The sequence below is a fragment of the Gelidibacter salicanalis genome (assembly GCF_007997285.1).
GTDB lineage: Bacteria > Bacteroidota > Bacteroidia > Flavobacteriales > Flavobacteriaceae > Gelidibacter > Gelidibacter salicanalis.
In genome coordinates, this window is record NZ_VORX01000004.1 from 358321 (window position 1) to 380723 (window position 22403).

Annotated in this window: 14 protein-coding genes; 7 read left to right on the forward strand and 7 right to left on the reverse strand. The window is 35.2% G+C overall.

The annotated features are described in order from the left end of the window. Window positions 1-4 precede the first annotated feature (4 nt). Genes ES711_RS10820 through ES711_RS10830 form a run of 3 tightly spaced genes read left to right on the forward strand, consistent with a single transcriptional unit; the run spans window position 5 to window position 5125 of the window. Window positions 5-574 (forward strand): condensin complex protein MksE, encoded by a 570-nt coding sequence (locus ES711_RS10820; protein ID WP_146893309.1) that lies wholly within the window; start codon window positions 5-7, stop codon window positions 572-574. Further along, window positions 561-4262: an ATP-binding protein gene (locus ES711_RS10825; RefSeq protein WP_146893310.1), complete on the forward strand. Its 3702-nt coding sequence runs from the start codon at window positions 561-563 to the stop codon at window positions 4260-4262. The genes ES711_RS10820 and ES711_RS10825 overlap by 14 nt, the downstream gene beginning before the upstream one ends. Then, window positions 4262-5125: a DUF7281 domain-containing protein gene (locus ES711_RS10830; RefSeq protein ID WP_146893311.1), complete on the forward strand. Its 864-nt coding sequence runs from the start codon at window positions 4262-4264 to the stop codon at window positions 5123-5125. The genes ES711_RS10825 and ES711_RS10830 overlap by 1 nt, the downstream gene beginning before the upstream one ends. A 332-nt stretch (window positions 5126-5457) precedes the next feature. On the opposite strand, the gene ES711_RS10835 is transcribed toward ES711_RS10830, so the two are convergent. From ES711_RS10835 to ES711_RS16270, 4 genes are all read right to left on the reverse strand, one after another. Then, window positions 5458-6384: a HipA domain-containing protein gene (locus tag ES711_RS10835; protein WP_146893364.1), complete on the reverse strand. Its 927-nt coding sequence runs from the start codon at window positions 6382-6384 to the stop codon at window positions 5458-5460. Beyond that, window positions 6377-6691 (reverse strand): HipA N-terminal domain-containing protein, encoded by a 315-nt coding sequence (locus tag ES711_RS10840; RefSeq protein WP_146893312.1) that lies wholly within the window; start codon window positions 6689-6691, stop codon window positions 6377-6379. Before ES711_RS10840 ends, ES711_RS10835 begins: the two co-directional genes overlap by 8 nt. 2 nt (window positions 6692-6693) lie before the next feature. Then, a complete protein-coding gene (locus ES711_RS10845) occupies window positions 6694-6903 on the reverse strand; it encodes a helix-turn-helix transcriptional regulator (protein WP_146893313.1) in 210 nt (69 codons plus the stop codon). 271 nt (window positions 6904-7174) lie between these two features. Beyond that, complete coding sequence (locus ES711_RS16270; RefSeq protein WP_170245265.1) at window positions 7175-7327, reverse strand: hypothetical protein; 153 nt, start codon at window positions 7325-7327, stop codon at window positions 7175-7177. 706 nt (window positions 7328-8033) lie between these two features. On the opposite strand from ES711_RS16270, the gene ES711_RS10850 reads away from it, so the two are divergent. Then, window positions 8034-8723, forward strand: a complete 690-nt coding sequence (locus ES711_RS10850) for an acetyltransferase (protein ID WP_146893314.1) — start codon at window positions 8034-8036, stop codon at window positions 8721-8723. Between the two features lie 659 nt (window positions 8724-9382). Here the strand turns inward: ES711_RS10850 and ES711_RS10855 are convergent. Beyond that, window positions 9383-11956, reverse strand: coding sequence for a carboxylesterase family protein (locus tag ES711_RS10855; protein ID WP_146893315.1), 2574 nt, complete (start codon window positions 11954-11956; stop codon window positions 9383-9385). A gap of 633 nt (window positions 11957-12589) precedes the next feature. On the opposite strand from ES711_RS10855, the gene ES711_RS10860 reads away from it, so the two are divergent. Next, window positions 12590-12829: a helix-turn-helix domain-containing protein gene (locus tag ES711_RS10860; RefSeq protein ID WP_146893316.1), complete on the forward strand. Its 240-nt coding sequence runs from the start codon at window positions 12590-12592 to the stop codon at window positions 12827-12829. Between the two features lie 61 nt (window positions 12830-12890). On the opposite strand, the gene ES711_RS10865 is transcribed toward ES711_RS10860, so the two are convergent. Together ES711_RS10865 and ES711_RS10870 are read right to left on the reverse strand one after the other, a co-directional pair. Continuing rightward, a complete protein-coding gene (locus ES711_RS10865) occupies window positions 12891-16709 on the reverse strand; it encodes a phosphodiester glycosidase family protein (protein ID WP_146893317.1) in 3819 nt (1272 codons plus the stop codon). A gap of 132 nt (window positions 16710-16841) precedes the next feature. Continuing rightward, window positions 16842-17552, reverse strand: a complete 711-nt coding sequence (locus ES711_RS10870; protein WP_246139179.1) for an endonuclease/exonuclease/phosphatase family protein — start codon at window positions 17550-17552, stop codon at window positions 16842-16844. A 1262-nt stretch (window positions 17553-18814) separates the two neighbouring features. Between ES711_RS10870 and ES711_RS10875 the strand changes: the two genes are divergently transcribed. Beyond that, window positions 18815-21199, forward strand: a complete 2385-nt coding sequence (locus ES711_RS10875) for a TonB-dependent receptor (RefSeq protein WP_146893319.1) — start codon at window positions 18815-18817, stop codon at window positions 21197-21199. 68 nt (window positions 21200-21267) lie between these two features. After that, entirely contained in the window at window positions 21268-22350 is a 1083-nt protein-coding gene (locus ES711_RS10880) for a PepSY-associated TM helix domain-containing protein (protein WP_146893320.1), read from the forward strand. The last annotated feature ends 53 nt before the right edge of the window (window positions 22351-22403 follow it).

Below are 22403 nucleotides of genomic sequence, written 5' to 3' on the forward strand. Positions count from 1 at the left end.
AAAGATGAAAACAAAATACACCTCCGAAATTTTTGAAGTGCTTCGCCGTGGTCGGTTTATATGCTCCAATAGTCCCGACGATCGTATAAAAATGCTCTACAACATTCTTGAGGAGGAGGAGACATTTTACGAGTTGCAAAATTATTTCGCCCACATCAATTACAATTTAGAACACGGAAACGAATATTTCTATTTTAGTCGCTTGGAAAGCAATACGGATCTGGATAGGAAACTTAATAAGGCCTTTGGCTGGATTGATTTGCTGGACTTTTTAAAAACATTTGACACTTCTTTTGACGTGGGTTTTAGGTTTTCGCCGGCAGAAATTGTCAATCAACTAAAGAACAATGCCGATTTAAAAAATAAATTGGACAATCTAAAAAGGCTAGGCGCCGATAAAAAGAATTATTCCGAAAGAGTTAAAAAAATAATCGAGCAATTGGTTAAGGACGATTTTGTGGCCTTAGAAAATGAAATGTCCGAAACCTATAAAGTGCTTACCTCATTCAATTATTTAAAAGACTTGGTTACCGCTATTAATATTCCTGAAGAAATAGAGCATGAGATACCTTAATAAAATTATTTTTATAAACAGCGCATCGGTGGCCTATGCTGAGATTGAGCTTGACGGTAACGTGCATTTGATTGGCACCCAGGGTGTCGGAAAAAGCACACTTTTACGTGCCATTTTGTTTTTTTACAATGCCAACAAGGTCAAACTTGGAATTCCACGTGAGAAAAAAAACTACGACGATTATTATTTTCCTTATCAAAACTCCTATGTCATTTATGAAGTGATGAAAGATGGCGTTCCATTTTGTGTGCTTAGTTACAAAGTGAACGGCAAAGTAGCGTTTCGGTTTTTTGACTCTGGGTATGAGCAACAGCTTTTTATTGACCATCAGAATCGGGCATTTGAGAACTGGGAGCAGATTCGTCAGGCTTTTGGCAAATCAATTTATTATACGTCTATCATTTCAAGTTATGATGAATTCCGAAGGATTATTTATGGCGATAATAAATCCCTGAAACCTGAATACAGAAAATATGCGATTATAGAAAGTAGGCAGTATGAAAATATTCCACGTACTATTCAAAATGTGTTTTTAAACTCCAATCTGGAAGCTAAATTCATCAAGGACACCATCATTAATTCCCTTAATGAGGAAGAGTTTACCATCGATCTGGAGAATTATTCCAAAAACCATCTCCGTGAATTTGAGAGTCAAATTAATGATATCACTATTTGGTCCAAAGCAAATAGGAAAGGAGAAGTGCCTATCAGAAAACAGGCGGATAGCATCATTGACCATTACCGTATTCATAATTATTTGAATCGGGAGAAATTGGAATTATTTCGGAATTTGTTGTCGCGAATGGATTATGTAGAAAAACAAAAGCCACTACTTCAGGTCGAGATTTCGGAAGAAAGACAAACAAAGGATCGGTTTTATAAAGAATTTGAAAATCTAATAGATTTACATCAAAAACGGGAACAAAAAATAATTTCTGAAATAGATTATTTCAAGAAACAGATTGCGGAAGCACAGAGGAAACAACAGGAATATCAAAGAATCGAAATTGATATATTAATTTCCAAGGTCGAGGAGAAAGAATCCTTGCAACAGGAAAGTGGCGCATTGGCTGAAGAAAAAAACCTGCTCACTTCAAGATTTGCAGATATCAGGACGAAATATGAAAACTTGATCCGGCAAATCGAAAATGAAAAGCAAGCTTACTTAAACACCAAAACTTCAGAAATCAATCAACTGGAGCAGCAGTTTGGAAATACCAAAATGGAACTTTTTACCAGCTATCAAAAAATAGTTAATGACATTAAAATCAATTCCGAAGTAGAAAAAACAAATGCGGTAGATGAGATCGAAAGACTTAAGAATGAGAAACACAGTCTCGATAATCAAAAATCAGAATTAAAATATCAAATCTTTTTTGAAAGTGAAATAGGAGCGGGCAAACAAAATCAGGAGCAGTTGATTGCCAAGATTTCTGCTGGTAACTCCACGATTACGGATTCAAAGCACCAAATCAAAAATGCTAGAAAAGAATGGGAACTTGAAACTGAAAAAATAGACGCTCGATTTGAAGTTGAAACGGCAAAGGCGAAAGATCAAAGCGCTGAAGCTGAAAACGTGATAAAGGAAATTGAGTCTAAACTATTCCAGAGTGAAGATTCCTTTTATAGCTGGTTAAATAGAAATGTTTCGAACTGGGAAAATACTATTGGGAAAGTCATTGATGAAAATGTTCTTTTTTACTCGGATCTTGAACCAGAACAGTTTGAAAAGGAAACGGAATCCTTATTCGGTGTCCGCGTTAATTTGGAAGTTCTCGAGAATAAAATCAAAAGTGTTCAAGAATATCGGAAGGACATAGAAAGATTGAAAAAACAGCTGGAGCAAATCCAAAAAAATAGTCTTCTGATAGAGGCTGAAAAAGAAACGGAACAAATTAAATTGAAGAGCGGTTTCACCAAAAAAATCAAAAGTTTAAATGATTTAATTGCAAAAGAAGACTATCAGTTAAATCAGAATGAGGAAAAACAGAAGATCAATAGTGTCCAATTGAAAGAATGGGTTGAAAAATCAGAAACTGAAAAGAAAATCAGAGCCACCGAAATTGAAAAGAAGTTAGAAAATAGTTCTTATGAACTTTCAAAAGCAACAAATCAGTTAGTGGCGGTTAAGAAAAATATTTCTAGAAGGATTTCATTAAAGGAAACGGAACGGGATAAAAAGACTGCTGATTTAGAAGCAAGTAAAAACGAAAAAGTGTCAACCTTCCAGTCTTATATTAACAATCACAAGGAGCAATCCGACCTTCGCATTGAAGTACTCCGCAAAAATCAGATGGATGAATTGGAGGATAAAGGTGCAGACAGAAAACGATTGGAAGAAATAGATGGGAAATTGTCTACTATAATAAGTTCCTTGGGATTTATAGCGCAAAATGAAAAAACTGTCATCGAATACCAAAAAGATAAACGAGAGTTATTTGACCTTCTTCCGCAATGGAAAACAGATAAAATTACGCTAGAAAAACAACAACTTCATAGTGCTGACACCCACAAGATTGAACTTTCAAAGTCCCATCAAAAGCTAAGCCATCAAACAGAAAAGATGAAATCGCTTGAGCATAAGTTTTCTATTTTCGAAATTGATATTTCAGAATTTGAAAAATTTAAAAAATCCGTAGCTTTTGCTGGTATGGAAGCCGTTTTGGAGGATTCTTCTGATAAAGAAGAACAGGATAGTTCAAAAAAGGCGTCGCTTCTTATTTCTGAAATCAATGACAAATACTATAAAGGAATTGGTAAGTTTCAAGAACTTCAGCGTTCCATTAATGGCTTTGTTAGCAACTTTAATGAAGCGAATGTGTTTCAATTTAAATTACAATTTGGTACTGATGAAGATCATCTCAATTTCGCCCTAAATCTCAAAGAATTTATCGAGGAAGATAAAATCCAAGAGTATCAGAAACGCGTTAACGAACGCTTTGGAACTATTATTAATCAAATAGGACGGGAGACCACGGAACTGACGTCTAAGGAAGCTGAAATTGAGAAAACAATCAAAAAAATCAATGATGATTTTCTACATAAAAACTTTGTGGAAGCCATAAAGGAAATGGAAATGCGTACGCAGAAAAGTTCCAATCCTATTGTATCCCTTCTTTTGGACATAAAGGATTTTAATGAGGAGCACAGTCTACAATTGGGACAGATAAACCTTTTCAGCACTTCAGAATCGTCCTCAAAAAACCACCGTGCCGTGGAATTGGTCAAACAGTTAATAAAAGAACTGGAACGGGCCAAGACATCCACTTTAACCTTATCTGAATCCTTTGATCTGCAATTCCGTATCGTTGAAAATGACAACGATTCCGGCTGGGTGGAGAAGCTTTCAAACGTGGGTAGTGAAGGAACGGACGTTTTGGTAAAAGCGATGATAAATATTCTACTTCTTAACGTATTTAAGGATAGTGCCTCAAGAAAAATAAAAGACTTTAAATTGCATTGTATGATGGATGAGATCGGGAGATTGCACCCCAATAATGTGAGGGGAATTTTAAAATTCGCCAACGAGCGAAATATCCTGCTCATCAATGGTTCTCCAACAAGTCAAAACGCGACGGATTATAAATACACCTATAAATTGGCTAAGGAACAATCGAAAAGCAATCCAAAAAGATATTTGACCAAGATAAATCGATTGATAAAAGTGACTACAAAAATTTCGAATTAATGAAGTTGACTCCCAAAATAGCACGGATCCTTTTAAGGCTTACTAAAGGTGAAACGATACCTGCCAGTGCTGCCAAAAGCCCGGTGGTTAGCGAATTGATTGCTGAAAACATTCTCCTTCAAAAAGGGAAACACCGAAAAACCCTAACGCTCAGCAATCAAAAAGCGCTTTTCGTATTTCTTTCTAACCAATTGCAAATCCATAATTTGGAGGATTATATTACTGCACTTGACAATGAGGAGTCCAGCCGTGCTGACTTTGTTAAGGTGGCAACCGACTCAAAAACGTCGAAGGAAAGAGCCTTTAAGGGTTTTTTGATCAATGCCTACGACCACATTAATGCCACTTTAAACGCCAAGGAATATCCTATTTCTCCCCATAATGGCAGTTTTGCATTTATCTATGATTATGAAAACTTCCGCATTCCGGAGGATATCACGATTGTAGGTGTGGAAAATGCGCGAAATTTTCGTCACATTCAAGAACAGCGTTATCTCTTTAAAGATATCAACCCGTTATTTATTTCGCGCTATCCACAAAGCCAACACAAGGATGTGATTTCCTGGTTAAAAATAATTCCCAATCGGTATCTGCATTTTGGAGATTTTGATCTGGCGGGAATTGGAATTTATCTCAATGAATATAAGGTTCATCTTCAGGACCGATCCCAGTTTTTTATACCTTCCAATATTCAGGAATTGATACACCAATTCGGCAATCGTCAACGGTATAACAACCAAATCCGAAATTTTGATGTTGAAATTGCAACTGAACCGCTTCTTGACCATTTGCTAAAGATCATTGAAACGGAAAAGAAGGGTTTGGATCAGGAATATTTCATTCAAACATTGAAGAAGTTATGATTTAAAAATATTTGCTCTCTAAGATATCATTGCAAGGGACCCAAAAGACCGTGATTGCGCTGAGCGAAGCCAAAGTGCGAATATTTTAACGACATTACAGTGCGACGAAGTAAACACGGAGTATTCACGATTATAAAAATCGAAATAATAAGGAATGAGGAATCCCATAATCTTTAGAACAAATACTTATAAAAACTTTTAGATAACAAATTGACGGCTCTAGAGGGTGGTTTATGGGCTATATAAACACTTGTTTCAACCGGACTCGTCAATGATGTACAAAACTCTGGAATATTCTGATGGGGAGGGAAAACTGCAGCGAGTAGAATAACTTATTCGAACATCTCTATTCTAGTTCTCAATAGGTTCAAATACTTTTCTTTCATCTCATCTGAAAGGAAAGAAATTTCAAGCAGTTCTTTCCATTTTGGGGTTGCCTTTTTTAGTTGTTGCAGTGTAGTAGCTATCGTTTTTTCGTTGAGCAGGAGTCTTTCTTTGGCATAATAGTCTATAAAGTCAGATGCTTTTAAATTACTTTTTTTCCCTTTCAATGTCAGTGCAATTTCTTCTTCTGGATTTTTAATTGCTATCGTGGTATTTAAGTAATCATATATAGGAGTAAGCGTTACTTTATCATTTTTGGTAATTAGGGAAAAGTTTTTCAAATGCATATCTTCATTTCCAGTAATATAACAAAAAAGAACTCTTTTGAAAAAATCGGCTTTTTCAATAGCGGGAAATGAACAGTATTCGTCAAGTACGGGAATGAGTTTCTCCATTGTAAAACGGTATTTTGTGTCTCTTGAATTTCCTGTTAATTGAGCAAAATCTTCGGTTGCCAATTTCTTTCCTTTTCCGTAGCGATCAAAACGCTTAATGAAATAGGATAAACTTCCGTCTTTCCCATAAAGCATCCCGTGAAATGGCACGTTTAAACCAAATACTTTAGCCATTCGCATCGTGACATCTTCATTTTCTGGTAATTCTGGAAACAAATCATTTTGTGGCTTTATAATGTAGGTGCCAAATTGATCCACAATTTTAAATTCTTGATCAACTATTGAAATAGCCGCGCTAAGCTTTGGTTGTACTCCTTGAATGGAAAGCTTTTTAGCTCTGTTGGCGGCTTCCTGTCGAAGTTCGGCAGCCGTGTATGGTAAATCATTTAAATGAGTAAGCTTAGGAGCTATCACTCGGAGTCCTTTTGCACTATATCTATCGGTACCACATAATTCATAAGTAATAGGACATCTATTCATAGTCAACCAATTTAACCGTTACTGAGCCTACTAAATCATTTCCAGTAGCAATCAGTTGAGAGAAATAATCTTTTTTATCAATTTTCCCTATACGTAATAACCCTTCTAACATTACACCTTCAGGTAATAGACCTTCAAAAAATGGAGGAAAGGATGTATAACTATATTTTTTGTGATTTGTTGGCATGGTCAATGAAACCGCAGCATCTTGATAATTTTCATCATAATCAAAATTATAGTTATTAGCAGATACTTCTGTTAAAATTCCAGCTCTTTTCCCGTGGACATATACGATTGCTTTTCTCATAATTATTTAGTTAAAGGGCTTTTGAATTCTATCTTGATATTTAAAACTTGAAGTACTGCCAATAGATTATTGAAACGAACTGTTTCTTTGTTTTTTTCAATATCAAAAACAGTTGTCTTTCCTATACCCGCTAAGTCGGCTAACTGAAGCTGTGTGAGTCCTGCTTTTTTTCGGTGGTCTTTAATAAAGACGCCTAAATCAAGATCATTCATTATATACTGTTTTAACGGTAAAAATACACAATTTAGTTGTATATGTATGTTGAAATAGTGAAAACATTTAAATGTTACTGTTAAGGCAGTAATTCGATGGGTTTAGTCATCAAAAGTTTACTGTTTTGAGAGTTAAACGCGTAATTACTGTGATGACGGTAAATGTTATACATGTATAAAAGATTTATACTAGTTTTGGATTTGGCATTTAAGAAGGCCATTTCAAAACATACAATAAATATCTAAGTCCAGCTTATAGTTCGCTATCAAATCAATTTACAAAAATCAATTTATAATTTTCTTCTATATCAGCTATTTCAGGAGGTGATAGTTGTTTGAATTCTTTTTCTTTGGCTGGATTTGAGAATACGCCATTATTTTTTTCCAAGAATCTAACCAATAAAGCAACCATATCATCTGGCATTTCGAATACATTATCCAAATACGACTTAAATTCTTCATGTTGAGTTTAATAAAAACAAATTGTACGTGGTTTTCATAATTGCTAATTAGAACGTTGTTGTGGAGTAACAGGTGTTTTTTAGTAAAAACAGGTAAAAAGATGGCATATTCTGTGAAAATAGGTATGAGGTTGGAATAATAGGTATAAAATCATGAAATATCGGAATAATAGGTAGAAATGAATATTGACAATATAAACCACTTGGGAAAAAGTTGACATTTGAAATTTATCATCTTCACAATAAATTCCATATCATGTTATTTTATTATGAATTTATTTTTTTTTATTACCCCTTAGTTTCTCTTTAAAATCCTGTTTTGTGCTACATATGTACTACATAACCTCTGTAAACCCCTATAAACGCTAGGTTCTAAAATACTGCATCGGCAAATAGAATGTGTTTCCCTTAGCAGTATATGTTGTCTTTTTTCTACTTGAATCTCAGTTTATTAGATTTATTTTTTGTTTTTCACTATTGCCTTTTTTGTATATTTGTTTGGAAGAGGATATCAATAAACACTTCAAAATTAAGGAAAATTCAATATAAAGAACATCTTAGAGATCTATTATCTTTGCAATAATACCTCCATATACTCTGAACTAGGGTGATTTATTATCATTTTGTTTAAAAATTTTATTTTATATACTAGAATTTTTCCTTCATATTATGAGAAAACAAGAAATTATTATGAAAAAGGAGGAAATTGTTATTTTCGGTGCTTCCGAACATGCTAAATATACCATTGATATCCTAGAGAAGCAGAACCTTTATAAAATCCTTGGTATCATTGATATTAAACTTCAAAAAGGCACAACATATGCTGGTTATAAAGTTTTATGTAATTTTGACGATTTCCCTCAATTTGTTGAGGAATTCAACGTTAAAAAGGGTATTATTGCTATAGGGGACAATTTTACACGATATAAAAAAGCTGAAAGTATTAAAACGTTAGTTCCAGATTTTTCCTTTGCTACAGCAATTCATCCAAATGCTGTTATCGGCAAAAATGTAGTAATTGGTCAAGGAGTGCTCATAATGGCCGGTGTTATTATTTCTAATGATAGTACCGTAGGAGACCATTGCTTTATAGCATCTAGATCGCTTTTGTCACACGACTCCATAATGAGTGATTGTTCTAGTCTTAGTCCGGGAGTTACAATGGGCGGAAATAATAGTTTAGGCACATGCTCTATAATTGGTATGGGTGCTATCATATTACAAAGAATTCGCATCGGTAATCATTCTGTAATTGGTTCAGGAGCCTTAGTTTTAAAAGATATTCCAGATAATACTGTGGCCTATGGAGCACCTGCTAAAGTGATTAAGACTCGAGAAAACACTGACAAATATTTATAGGTATTACGCTTTACACTACTTTTTATTGACTTATTAAAATAGATTCTGGTTACTCCATAATGTGTTTTTATGAGAATATATAAACTATTTTTAGCACACCGGGTTACAATTTTCTATTACACAACAAAAGAGATCTCCACTCTTTTATTTCTATATCAAAATTCAAGATGACTTCATTTTTATCATCATGAATGCAGTTAAAAATCATAAGTAAAATTACTTAGTTTTGAAACGTACTTAAATGTGTGGCTGTAATTTGAATAAAGTGATATCGAAGCGATGGAACTATTAATTTGGTCGCCGTGCAGTGATTTTTTTCGTTATATTTTTCTGCTATTGGATAACGAAGGGATGCAACCTAGTATAAAAATCATTGTTGTCCGATAAAGAATCAAGACCGCTGCGCTGTTAGAATAAAGAATAAAGACTTGTTTGCAACTAGCTGACAAACAACGATCATTTAAATTAAAATCGCACATTCCCTCTCGGTAGAAACAGTTTCTAAAATGCAAGGTCTCATTTCGGAAATATTCTAATGTCCCTTGCTTTAAATGAGTTTGTTAATTTATTATTTATTTTTATCGGACATTAATGTATAAAAATATATGCTAGGGTTGGACTCCTTAACTGATTATCTAAAACTTATCTGTAACTCTTTTTTATTTCCATTCAAAATCTCCATTTTCTATCGTCCAATCATTCCCAAAAAAGCCCGCATATTTCACTGCATTTGTACCTTGATTTAACAAATTGTTGTCAAACATAATCACATCGGGAAAAGTCGTGCCATTTACCAGATAATGATTGGCATAGGCTGCTTTCATGCCCAGTTCTCCTGTTGCGGTAATGACGCCTATGGTCGCCACATCACTATCGGTTCTAGGTATGGTGTAATATAGTCCCCATTGATTTCCTGATAGTGTTTTATCGCCAATACGCACTTCATTGTTAGTAACCTGAATTGGACTGTCTTTCAACAGAACCTTCCAGGCAGTATTATTGTCTTTATTCCCATAAACGATAACATTTCTATCAGCGTATTTTTCCAGTGAAAAGTCTGTGTCTTTAATCATATCAACATTGCCATTGGCACGATAATAAAAGGTTTCAGCATCAAAAAGTGCTTTATGATAATACCAATCGTTCTCTATGGTAGAACCATTAGTGGCATAAACGAAAACTACATTATTTCTAAAGGCATCTTTGAACCCACCATTTCTATGGGGCCCTTTTTCCTTTAAGGACGGTTTAGAGGTCTTGGCCCAGTTATTTTTATCCTTTTTAAAGAAATTTTTAAGGTTTGAAGACACTTTTAACGTATCGCCGTCAATAGTAATCTCATTTATACTTTCATTTAATTTCGATAAATCAACTTCCAATAAAACCACGTTATTTGTGTTGATATCGAAACCTTTCTCTTTAGAGAAATCAAAAGAACTGACCTCGAAAGGCTTTTCTTGTTGATATATGGTCATAAAATGAGATGTTGCAGAAACTCCTGGTGATCCCGTAAAAAACTCTAATTTTTTGACTGTTGAATCCTTAGGAATAGTTCGCTGTTTAAAAAAGTCGAAAATTGGTTGCCAATCTACACTGTGGTTGCCGTACCAATGTGTACCATCAGGATACTCGTAATACGTGAAGTCATTGTGGAATTTACCAAGACGTTCTCTCATTTCCCTTGCAATAGCAGTCGGAACCACATTATCTTTTTCACCATGCAAAACATAAACTCCACTTTGTAAATAATTGCGTTCCAGTTTTAAGGTTCTACTTGGTGTACCTGCTCGTTCAATAATGTTATGTAGAGGCGTATTAACGGGTTCCCACTTCATACGTTCCACAGTTTTTATTGAAATGCCTCTTTCTTCTAATTGTTCTGATGTCATTTCTAACACTGTTCTAGAAAATCCATCGCGATACGCCAATAAATCAGGGTAACCTGCACAAGGCGCTATTGCAGCAAATCGGTCAGGATACGTGGCTCCCAAGTACCAAGTACCGTGACCTCCCATGGAGTGTCCAGTAAGGTAAATTTTGCTTTCATCAGGTTGATAAATAGTTTTTGCATCTGCCAAAACTTCCAAAGCATCCAATCTACCCCAATCTTCCCAAGCAAATCCGAACGGACGGCGATTGGTGGGTGCAACCAAAGTGCCCCAATCTTTTTGAGCATATGCATTGGCTTGGTTTACCGCCTCAACTGAAGCTCCGTGAACAGATAAAAATAAAGCTTGAGACGCTTCTTTTGTTGTTGACGGCGCCACACTATAATATTGTACACTTCCATCTATAGCACTGACAAACGTCTTTTTATGATGCTTGTATTTTGATTTTACCTCTAAGGGTACTGTTTGATTGTTTATATGCGTTCCTTTGTTGTCTTTTAAGTTTAATTGTAAGTCAACACCTTCTTTTGAGGTATCCACAGCGTTTATATTAAAGGAAAATGGAACTTTTTGGACGGATAACGGTGGAATATTGGCAATTACCGTAGTTGTAATATTATCAGCTATTTTGGCTTCAATTATAGCATCCTTAATCCAATACTCCGTTGCATTTACCACTCTAATTGCACCTTGGTATGGTTTGCTTTCTTCCTGCAGAATATTGGGCATGGTCATATCTCTTGTTGTAAATTGGACACCAGTAGAGGGCGTAATCAATCTTGCTCTAATTCGGGGGAAACGCCCCACTTTTAGTACAAAAATATTCTCTCCCTTTTTTAGTTTTATAGGAATAAGACTGTAACCAAAATCGTAGTGGTCGCCTTCGTGAGGGAATCCATTGACTAAAGCAACAGAATGCCCGGACGCTTCAAAAAGCACAGTCTGCTCTGAATTGGAGGTATAGGTTAGCTGAACATAAGCCGATCTTAAGTAGCGGCCAGAAAAACTGCTCGTACTATCAATTTTTATGGATTGCCACTGTGATGAATTTCCTAAAAAATCAATATCAAAAGTTGATTCTTTGGTGGCTCTGTATTTAGTGTCGTTTAAAAACCGATTAAAAACGGGGTCGTTAGGAAAGGAGGAGGATTCGAAGCTAAGATTCTGCATTTGTAATGCCAAACCAGTTTTAAAAACATGTAACACATTACCTTCACTTACCTCGTTGATTTTTTCCTTACCGAAGTATTCAACGATATTACCAGTTTTCTGAGCATTAATAGTATGCGTAGAAACACCTACGAGGAATAGAATTACACAGAATAATTTTAAATTGTTACACATCGTATCTGAATTTTGAAAGTCATTTATCTCCAATAATAAGCATTACAGTCTGATTTTATTATATTATTAGACCAAGGACAATTCTACGTCGGCTAAGGAAGGAAATTCATTCATACTTGTTAGGTTTAACTGTAAGCATAAAAAAGCTACATTAAACAATGCCCAGATTTCATGAAATCACTTTTTGTTATACTACATTTTCTATCTGTAAGGATTTTGAGTTTCAATTATATTTTCAATGTTTTAAAATTACTAATAATCAGAATATCTGCTTTTGAAACCTCAATAAAGCTAAGTGCAATTAAATTTCATTGTTGATAACCCAAAATAACATCCCAACAGGCTGTTTTCCCATTGTTTTAAAATGTATGATTTAGTGCCATATGATGGCATTGGGAATTAAATAAAATCCCCGTCAAATTATTTATCTTCATTTAGTTTAAATTGTTGGTTAATAGGTTGTTGTGTATAAATTTGATCGATTATTTTTCCTATCAACAGCTTCTTTTTATATTTTTATTTCCATCATTCCATAAGGGAAAACAAAAGCGCTTTTGTTCACATTAATCATTAAAAATTTTAAAGAAGAACACTGTATTATTAATTGAACGATTGGATGGTTTAGAAAAATTGATGGTCGGACAAAAAGAAGTTTTGACCTTTAACGAAGCCTGTGATTATACAGGTATATCCCGAAGCTATCTCTACAAACTGACCTCTTCAGGGAAAATATCACACTCCAAACCCAACTGCAAAATGCTCTTCTTTGAGAGGCGCAAGCTTGTAGAATGGTTACTTCAAAACAAGCGACAATCGCAACACGACATAGAGAGTGAGGCATTAGCCTATTCTTTGAGGAATAAGCGAATATGATCAGAAACTAGTGCTGATTCGCAAGAGTCAACTTATTTTGAATCAAATAAATAGCTAGTTTTTATTCTTGCAACTGAAATAAATAATAACCACCTCCTTTATCATAACTACAGAAAATCAGAAACTTTTCATCTGGAGAAACACCTATTCCTCGTGGTTCAGCTCCTTGGACTTCTGGTAAGTCCAAGGTCCACATTTCCTTATTTTTTTGGTTACGGTAATGAAAGGACGAAGGTGTAATCCCGCTCGATCGCACTGCAGCATAAACGGCTTTATCTAGAACTTGTATCGCACTGGAGCCTCCGTTTAAACTTTTTATATCAACTCCTTTTTTATAAGTTTTGCCATCTTTGCTGTGATACATTTGGATTATCCCACTACCGGGATCTGGAAAGTAGAACGTCCGTCCGTCACCACTCATATCAAAGGTTCGAGATAGGATGCGACCTTCCAATGCTACCGTATTAATAAGGTCAAAACTAGAGCCATTTTGTCTTAATATATAATTAGGATCATCTCCAAATAATGACATTGCAAAAACAGACCCATCGTCAGCGGCTCTTGGGCTTGTAATGGCTCTTTTTCCTTTGGGTACTTCCCATACCGCAATGCCCTGACCAGTATCTGCGTCAATTTTAATGAGGTGCCTGTTGATGCTTACCAATATATTGCCGTCCAGATCCTTTCCAATACCATTTACAGGGTGCAGTGCATAATGCCTTCCTTCAATATCCACAGTGGTAAGCGGTGAGAACTGTGCCGAATCTCCATTGGAATTTTTAATGTGCAACCCAGTAGTATAGTCCGCCAGCCAAATTTTGTGATCATTATCCCATAGCGCGCCATAACCGGCACCGGTGCTGAGTATTTTTTCCTTGAATTTATAATTTGGAGGTGCCACTTCTGCGAAGTCAGTTAATTTTTCGTCAGACTTGAGTAATGTTAATTGTAAACTATCTGAACTTATAATATGACTGCCATCAGTGGCCAACACCCGATGATAAAATGTTTTTGTTTGGCCGATTTTCAAATCTTGAAGCAACTGAAACCATTTCTTTTCTTCAATTTTTAATTTTGAATTACGACCTGTTTTTTCTTGATATACCACTTTTGAAAATGCGTTATCTAGCGCTATTTGATATATGAAGGTTACAAAATCACCGTCTGGATCTGTGGCATTACTCCATTTTACGGAACTTAGTACATTTATGTCCCGGACCCCATAAGTATTCTGCGGTAGGTGAGAGGTAATGAAAGGCTTTTCAGGAGGTTTATTATGTGACGGATAAAGTTGTCCGCGCAAACTATCAATCGTCGTCGTAATGTTAATATGGACAGCTCCAACCGCAAGTAAATCTTCCAGTGTTTCGGTAAGTGGTGTTGTTCCCGAGAAATATGTTTTTCCTTTTTTCATCTTCCCTTTTTTCAACTTTTGTATCAGGGTTCCAGATTCGTGATGTCTTCCTGAAAAAATTCCAATCTCTATAGTTTGATATTTCCGGGATTTCGGAAGCTTAAAATTTCCAGATATTTGTAATTCTTTCTTTTCAATTGTTGCCGTAAATTCGCCGTAATTTGCAAGGTTATCCTCTTCATTGATCGAATGTAGCTTACCTTTTCCTTCTTTAAATTTTTTAAGATCACTACGCAAAATATATCCATTCACTCCAAAAATAATTGAGGGTAATTTTCGAATATCAAGAACCTCCATGTCAGAAGCTTTTTCTTTTTTGATATCATAGGTGGTATAGATGATTTCATTGTTTTCATAAAAAACATCCATGATCGTAATTGTGTTGATGGGTGGCATCTCCTGTGTAAGCCATGAACGTGCCCCAGACCCTGCAGCTCCCGAGTTAAGCAGTTGAAGTTTTCCGCGTTTTCCCGGGTAAAAAGCATGCTGATGCCCACTTAGGTAAGTGTGCACTTTATAGCGTTCCAGAAGTGCTCGTAATTTTTCAGGATGTTCTAGTACATCACCTTTTGAGTCCCGTTCTTGTGCAATGCTATACAAAGGCATATGTCCCACTACAAAACGAAATTTAGCATTCTTTGCTTCAGGATTTTGGAATTGTTGTTCCATCCACTCCAAATTTTCCTCAGTTATAATAGAAGAGGAGGCTTCCCACGAAACAAAAAACAAACCGTCTTTTTTGAACGAATAATAATTAGGAAAATGACTGTCATCTACAAAATCTAGTTTGGGTTTATTGGAATTTTCTTTCCAATAAGCCTTCGTAAAATCATGTTCTACTTTATAATTACGTGGTCCATCATGGTTGCCTAATGTGAAAGCGAATGGAATGCCTAATTTGTGTAGTGGTGTTACAATATGCTTTGAAAATCCATCCCACATCTTTTGCAAATGATCAGTTTCTGAAATTCCCATGCCTGCGACCAAATCACCACCAGATATTACTAAATCTGGATCCCAAATATTAGGAATCCTCTGAATTATACTATCAACCTGCCATTCGTAATTAATAGCACCAAGTCCGGAGTTAAGATCAGAAATCACGGCAATTCGGAAATCTCCTCGTTTAGGAACTTCTGGAATATCCTTGATGGGAACCAATCGAATGGCATCGCTAATAAACTGCTGGCTATTAGTGCTGCGAATCTCTAACGAATCTCCTGATTTCAATTGAAAGTGGCCTAAAACAGTCCATTTACCTAAATTATCGAGACTTGACTGATCAACTCTTATGGTATCAATTATTGCTGAACGGTGCAGAATGTACTTCGTTTCATCGGAATTGTCTGAAGTATTTATACTAAACCAAGCGCCTAATTGATATTCTTGAGGACTAATGTTGTTGAATTTGTGAACGGCACTGTTCATTGAGTTCGATACGGCAACTCGCGAAACCGAATTTCCATAATAATTTGATAACTTGCTGTCTTTCCAAATACCAATTTCATAATACGTTGCCGCTTCCGTATCAAAATGAATCGGTTTTTCTAATCTTGATGGAACATTTTCTGAAATAATGAGAGCCCCGGCATTTCTGCGTAGATTATTGCGATCACCACCCGAAATGTTTACAGGCACATTGACGACTTCATTGGAAGCTATGAGGGTCGATGAACCGCCTCCATCTAAGTTAACCGCTGATGTCGTTCCTAAGTTTTTCATTATTCTGGCTAGTTCTTGAATGGTTACTCCAGAACTAGCTTCCTGTCTGCCATCAACCACCAAAATTATGATTGTATATTCGTTTTTATATCCAATGGCCGACCGTGGGTGACGAATGGTATGGCTATTTGCAAAACCTTCTTCACTGGCGGTCATTTGTAATTGACCATTTAGGAGCAATACAGGACCACCGCCGACGGCTTGCGTAGCTGACCATTTTTCACTAGGATTTTCTTCATCGATAGTATTTAATTTGTATACGAAATTTCCATTTGATGCTGGTTTAGTCCAAGTCACTTCTGGCTTGCCGTTTCTGATTCCAAATGCACCTCGAGGTTTGGTGTGCAAACCTTTTGAAATTACCTCTCCATCTTCAATAATGAGACTTACCGAAGAATTACTGGTAAAATAGCCTCCGTTTATCGCTAAAATTGCGTTGCCTTTTTGATAGGTTTCTGCAGTGTTTTCTCTATAGCTATTACTCCCTATAGATCTGAACTTTAAATTGTTGTCATTGAGATCTATTTCTGCATACATTGCTCTAAGGGGTTCACCATCGGGTAATCTACCATAAGTTTCATAAACTTTGATGGAAGAGGGTAAACCGGAATTGATATCTTTTCGAGGTTTCCATTGAAGATCGATTTCTTGACTTTGCGCTAAACCACCCCAGCAAATAAAAAGTATAAAGACCAAAGGTTTGGAATAATATGAGAAATGTAGAGATGGTTTTATAATACGCATTTTAGAGATTATGTATAATATATTAATAACCAGAACAGTTTAAGGATTTTCAATTATAATTTTCTATAATAAAAAGGACATACTGAACAAACAAAATTGTTCCATTCGACTTATTGCTCAACTGGCTAAATGCTAATCCTGTCCTATCATTTTATTATTAGAAATTTCTTGTGCTCCTCCCGTGGCCTCTGGTAGATTGGATATGATTACCAATTCCACATAAATTGGAAAATGGTCTGATCCAATTTTTGGTAGGCGTTCCAATTTCTTCAAACGAAATTCTTCAGTTACTAAAATGTGATCTAATGGCCATCTCATAAGAAAATTCTCTGCGTTAAAACTGTTGAAGAAGCCTCTACCAACTCTAACATCATAAAGGACGTTTTTTGTTCCAGTTAATTCATCTATATATGACCATACTGCGTCATTTAAATCTCCAGCCACAATGGTCGGGAATTTTCTTCCTTCAATTACCTTTCCTAATTTTTTTAGCGCATTTTCTTGTTGACCTGCATTGTCAGGTAAATTCTTAAAGTGTGTTGGTGGAACTGGATGGACAGTATGGAAACCTATAGTCTTACCTTCGCCAAGGTTAATAGTACTTTCAAAAGAGGGCACGTTCTGATTCGTTAAATAATTGACTTCTACCTTTTCTAAGGGGAACTTACTGTATAAAACCATGCCGTACGTAACGTCATTGATGGTATGTTGAGAATATGGATAGTCATTTTCCAAGACTTTTAGTTCTGTGTCCCACCATGTATCTACTTCCATAGCCAAAATAAAATCTGGGTTTTTAAGTTCTATTAATTTAATTAATGGCGTTACTTTTCTATTTGTCATTTTAACATTTGACAATAATATACTGAATGCTTGGTCAGAAGTTTTCACATCTTTTGCCGTTGATACTTCTACAGCAACAAGACTTGTGTAATTAATTAGAAATGTGCTGTTTATAAATAACCCACTTAAAAGACCTATAATGAGTATATAATTATATAATTTCCATTTCTTTATAAATATAAAAAGACCTATGATGCAGATAATTGATATGATAAAAAATTGGATGCGTGGGAAATCAAGCATTTTCATATATCGAATTTCCGAATTTCTGAATATGGAAAGTATAGAAAAAAGTGCCACACATACTGAAATCACGTAAAAAACGATAGTTAGAACCTTTTTCAAATATTCTTAAATTTTTAAGTGTTTATATTTTATATCATTAGTGTCCGATAAAAATAAATAATAAATTAACAAACTCATTTAAAGCAAGGGACATTATAAGATTTCCGAAATGAGACCTTGCATTTTAGAAACTGTTTCTACCCAGAGGGAATGTGCGATTTTAATTTAAATAATCGTTGTTTGTCAGTTAGTTGCAAACAATTCTTTATTCTAACAGCGCAGCGGTCTTGATTCTTTATCGGACAACAATGATTTTATATAATAAGAACTATCAATTATTTTATGGTGTTCTTCTTGCTTCTGAAAGCCATTTGTCATCAAATCTTTCAATCAGATCGAATTTGCTATACATCCAGGGCATATTCCTTATTAAACATTGTTTTTTTTAACTGCATCAATATTGTGCATAAAGGGAGGGGGAATCACTTGTTTGAGCAGCACTAATAGATGTATAAATGTTTTATTAAATGTACTGAAAATTAAAGGGTGGTCAAAATTCGTAATATATTTTGTTATCATCGGGCAAATCTGATTATTACTATAAGAATGATATAGTCAAAAATTAGTGGGTTCTTACTTCGTTCATATCTTAGTCCTACTTATGTTTATAATACAGTAATATTCTCTTAGAATTTTGCATTAGTAAACTTCTTTCATTACGGAGATTCAATCTTCTTATTTCAATATTATTCTATTAACCCCTTTTCCAATTAAAAAAACACCGCTTATTTACTTAAAAAAGATAGTATTATTGTCGCTCGTTTAAAATAGAAGAGTTGTATTTTTTTTCTTTTCTATACATATAGAGATTTCCATTAGCTGAAACTTGAGTAATTAAAAAAGTTAATTTTTTCTTGTCGTGGTAATTTGCAGTATTTATATTTGCTCACTATTTTTAACTAATCTAAATAAGAATAATGAAATACTGTTTATTGACTGCACTTCTATTAATGTCTTTAAAAACATTTTGCCAGTCTACCCTTAATGGACAAATTACAAGTGAAGCAATGGAACCAATCCCTGGTGCAACTATATATGTCGAAGAATTAAAAAAATGGACTACATCCGATCTTGATGGATTCTACACCTTATCAGACATTCCAGAAGGAACCTGGACAGTAACAATAAGGATGATGGGATACAATACGAAAAAGGAAAAACTAAATTTCTCTGCCGATGGGTTGATAACCTTCAATTCTATTTTAAAGGAGAATTTCGGTAGTTTGGACGAAGTAATCATTTCTGCCAGTAGGCAAACAGAATATCTGTCCGAAATTCCAGCATCTGTAACCGTCGTAAATTCGGTAAAACTTGAAGAATTTGCACAGCTTACATCCAATATTAATGATATCCTCGCATTTACCGTTCCTGGATTGGGCGTGAGCACAGGGACTTTTTCCAATTGGGGACAAACCTTAAGAGGTCGATCTTTATTGGTAATGGTAGACGGAATTCCTCAATCAACTCCCCTGCGAAATGGACAATTGGGAATTAAGAGTATTAACCCGAATGATATAAGTCGGGTTGAAGTAATAAAAGGAGCAACTTCAATATTTGGTAACGGAGGAAATGGTGGCTTTATCAACTATATTACTAAAAACCCGAATACTGCTGAAAAAATAAGCGGAACTACCAATATTTGGGGCACCTCTCAACTCTCTAAAACAGATGAAGCACTGGGTTATGGAGTATATCAATCCCTTACGGGTCAAATAGATAAATTTAATTACTACGTTAGTGGAAGTGTAGAACAAACCGGAAACAAATATGATGCAAAAGGGGTTCCACTTCTTCCAACTTACGGTTTTGATAATACAGATATTTATAGTACTTATGGTAAACTAGAATATGCACTTGCTGAAAATCAAAAATTAACCCTCAATGGCAATTTTTACAAATCACTTCAAGATTCTCCTTTTATCCCTGTATTTGCAGAAGTTTCGGTATTAAATAAAGAAGGAGACTTCCAATTAACTCCCGGATATGGTGTGGCAGGATCCATTCCTGGAGAAGAACCTACAGGTTCCCAATTGATAAACGGAAGGTTAAAATATAATTTAAATTCAATATTTTCTGGAACTACAGATTTTGAGACCGATCTCTATTATTCAAAAGCCAAAAGTATTTTCTTTTATTCTGATAAATTTGAAAATGGAGGTCAATCTGTAATCAATTCAGAAAAATATGGCCTGAGACCAAATTTTAATACCAGATTCAATTTTAACAATGTTATGAATCTTTCATTTATCTACGGTCTTGATTTATTAAAGGACAAAACTAATCAAGGATTATTAGATGGCAGGCTGTGGGTGCCAAACATAGAACTTATGGGCGTGGCTCCTTATTTACAGACGACCTTGAAGGTGCATCAAAAATGGGTTTTTAAAGTAGGAGTACGGTATGACGATTTAAAAATGGATATTGTAGATTACAGCACGTTACCATATTCTCCTAAAGGCGACGGTAAATTTAATCCTTCCATAGCCGTTCAAGGTGGGGCGCTGGCGTTTAATAATATAGCTTTTAATTTAGGGGTCAGGTATATAGAACACCAGGGGTTTATTCCGTACATCAGTTATTCCCAAGGCTTCTCCATTGCCGATTTGGGTTCTATCCTAAGATCTGCGGTAGCTGAAAACATTAACAATATTCAATTGGAACCGGCTGTTACCAATAATTATGAATTTGGGTTTATTTCTAAATTCAATAATCTCCGCCTAGAAGCGGTGGGGTACTATAGCACTTCAAATCTAGGTACCGGTGTTTCATTTAGTGATGAGTTAAATTCCTTTGTACCGTCTGAGCAGCCTCAAAAAATATTTGGTGGGGAATTGTCAATAGAATATAAGTTTCTAAATAATAAATTGATAATAGGGACATCATATTCCTATGTAGAAGGACTAAAGAATTCTAAAGGAGATGAAAATAACTTGAGCTATGTTGGTGGAGATGTTATTTCTGCTCCTAAGTTAACCGCCTATGTTACATGGAAGCCAGCCAGCAAGTTAAGTGCTACTTTGAATGTGATCAACTTAAGTGATCGAAAAAGATTTGATCCATTTCAGGATGCAGCTGGGAATTATGCTTTTAGACATACTGAATTTCCTGTAAATGGCTACACCTTGGTCAATCTCTCGGCGCGCTATGAAATAATGGATAATTTAGATATTTCTTTAGGTGTAAACAATCTGTTTAATGAGTATTATTTGCCAGCGAGATCGCAGTGGGCTGCACCATTAAGATCTTTTACCGCAGTAGGGGAAGGCGCGAATGCCAGAATTGGGATCACATATAATTTTTAAAAAAGATAGGCAGTTTCCTATACCTCATTGTATAAGCAACAACTCCCTAATACAACTAAACTTAACACGTGAAGCTTTTCTCAAAAATAGCCAAGAAAATACATCTTTATTTAGGGTTGTCATGTGGTCTTATAGCATCTATATCAGGACTCACCGGTGCTTTGTACGTATGGCAGCCTGAGATAACGGCCACTTTAAATCCAAAATTACTCCAGGTAGATGCTATCAATACTATTTCGGAAGCATCAATTATAAAAACTTCACTGACACTTTATGAAAACCAAAAGGATTCCGTAGCTAAAATTTTTCTCCCTTATCGGGAACAGCAAACAATTTCCATTGTCTATAATGATGGTAAAACCTTTTATTATCATCCAGAAAATGGAACAGTTTTAGGTCAAAAGTCTGTTTCAATATCCTTTTTCGAAGATTTGTTAAATATCCATCGAACACTAGGCATTCCTGAAGTAGGTAAATATATTGTGGGTGGAAGTGCTCTTTTATTTTTCATTTTCCTTCTCACGTCTGGAATGTTTATGTGGTGGAAAAAATATAAAAAAAATATAAAAAAAGGGATAAAAATTAAATGGAAACGAAATAAGAAACGGTTTAACTATGATCTACATAAGACCTTCGGATTTTTCTTTTTTATGCCTTTGCTCCTCATGGCTTTTTCTGGTGGGTATTTTACTTATAACACTTATTATAAAGAGGGTTTCAAGTTGATGGATGGCTTAGCGGAAAACACTAAATCTGAAAAAAAAATGAAGACTGGCAATATTTTGGATCTGCAATACTTATTGGAGAATCCGGACAAAAACTATGCACTCCGTGCCATCTACGTTCCACAAGATGCAAATGGAACATATCAATTTAGGTATATCAAGGATCGGTTTATTGTTCCCGGATTTAGAAGAACTAAGGAATTAAAAGTAGATCATAATGGTAAAGTCATTAACGCTACCTCTTTTGACAGCGACCCACATAGCGAACAAATTGCAGCACAAATGTATCCTGTCCATACTGGAGAAGTGGCCGGATTGCTGGGGAGAATATTGGTTTTTATTTCAGGATTTGTTCCAGTAATTTTATTTGTAACGGGTTTAAGATTTTACTACTTCAGAACGTGTAAAAAAAATAAAGACCATTGATCATAGTACAATGGTTATAATTATTCATGCTTAGCATTACTTTGACATCTTAA

Coding starts and splice junctions, on each gene's coding strand:
- ES711_RS10835 (WP_146893364.1), bottom strand. CDS start 6,384: ATGAATAGATGTCCTATTACTTATGAATTATGTGGTACCGATAGATAT.
- ES711_RS10865 (WP_146893317.1), bottom strand. CDS start 16,709: ATGCGTATTATAAAACCATCTCTACATTTCTCATATTATTCCAAACCT.
- ES711_RS10840 (WP_146893312.1), bottom strand. CDS start 6,691: ATGAGAAAAGCAATCGTATATGTCCACGGGAAAAGAGCTGGAATTTTA.
- ES711_RS10820 (WP_146893309.1), top strand. CDS start 5: ATGAAAACAAAATACACCTCCGAAATTTTTGAAGTGCTTCGCCGTGGT.
- ES711_RS16270 (WP_170245265.1), bottom strand. CDS start 7,327: ATGCCAGATGATATGGTTGCTTTATTGGTTAGATTCTTGGAAAAAAAT.
- ES711_RS10870 (WP_246139179.1), bottom strand. CDS start 17,552: ATGACAAATAGAAAAGTAACGCCATTAATTAAATTAATAGAACTTAAA.
- ES711_RS10860 (WP_146893316.1), top strand. CDS start 12,590: ATGGTCGGACAAAAAGAAGTTTTGACCTTTAACGAAGCCTGTGATTAT.
- ES711_RS10830 (WP_146893311.1), top strand. CDS start 4,262: ATGAAGTTGACTCCCAAAATAGCACGGATCCTTTTAAGGCTTACTAAA.
- ES711_RS10845 (WP_146893313.1), bottom strand. CDS start 6,903: ATGAATGATCTTGATTTAGGCGTCTTTATTAAAGACCACCGAAAAAAA.
- ES711_RS10850 (WP_146893314.1), top strand. CDS start 8,034: ATGAGAAAACAAGAAATTATTATGAAAAAGGAGGAAATTGTTATTTTC.
- ES711_RS10825 (WP_146893310.1), top strand. CDS start 561: ATGAGATACCTTAATAAAATTATTTTTATAAACAGCGCATCGGTGGCC.
- ES711_RS10875 (WP_146893319.1), top strand. CDS start 18,815: ATGAAATACTGTTTATTGACTGCACTTCTATTAATGTCTTTAAAAACA.
- ES711_RS10855 (WP_146893315.1), bottom strand. CDS start 11,956: ATGTGTAACAATTTAAAATTATTCTGTGTAATTCTATTCCTCGTAGGT.